The following is a 781-nucleotide window of genomic DNA, read 5'->3' as shown; positions in this document are numbered from 1 at the left end:
CAGACGATAGTCTTACTGAGCCAGCAATGAAATATGAAAAAGGATACATCGAGCAATGTATCGACGGTTTGTATTATATTGTTGAAAGTAAGTATGGATCAGGGCCGAAGAGAGAACAGATCTGCTCCCCTATGAAAGTCGTAGCTCAAAGTCAAAATATTGATAAGACAAACTGGTCTATAATTTTAGAGTGGTTGGACAAGTCAAATACATTGCATAGATGGTCAGTACCAAAAGAACTCATGCAAGGCGATAGTCGTAAGTATCGTAGGGATCTAGCTCGAAGAGGATTAGTTGTCTCTACAAAGAAATATTTACAAGATGCTCTAGATTTTTATCTAAACAACCACCCAACTGAAAAATTACTTATTTTTACTAATAGAGTTGGGTGGCATGATGATGATGTTTTTGTTATGCCTAATAGAACCTATGGAGAAACAAATAAAGACATTACTTATCAGTCAGAAAAATCTTTAAGTCATGCGTATGGCGAAAAAGGTACTCTTGAAGAGTGGCGAGAAAAACTATGTTCTCCATTAGGAAATCAAAGTCGCCTAAATTTTGCTATTAGTTGCGCATTTGCTGGTTCTCTACTCAAACTTTTAGACATTGAGGGTGGTGGGTTTCATATAGTAGGAAAATCTAGTATTGGGAAATCAGTCAGCTTACATGTAGCAGCTAGCATTTGGGGTAGTAGAGATTACGTTAGAAACTGGAATACAACTAAAAACGCTATTGAAGCTTTGGCAAGCATATGTAACGATGGTGCTTTAATGATGGA

The 781-nt window shown here is 36.9% G+C and carries 1 protein-coding gene; it reads left to right on the top strand.

Annotated features, from left to right (window positions below):
• Nucleotides 1-26: 26 nt before the first annotated feature.
• Nucleotides 27-781, top strand: a 755-nt coding sequence (locus ACS8FD_RS19455) for a DUF927 domain-containing protein (RefSeq protein WP_439277074.1), incomplete at its 3' end; no start/stop codon positions are given.

The sequence above is a fragment of the Psychrobacter sp. 1U2 genome, assembly GCF_051847575.1.
This window is presented reverse-complemented; position numbering and strand designations above follow the sequence as displayed.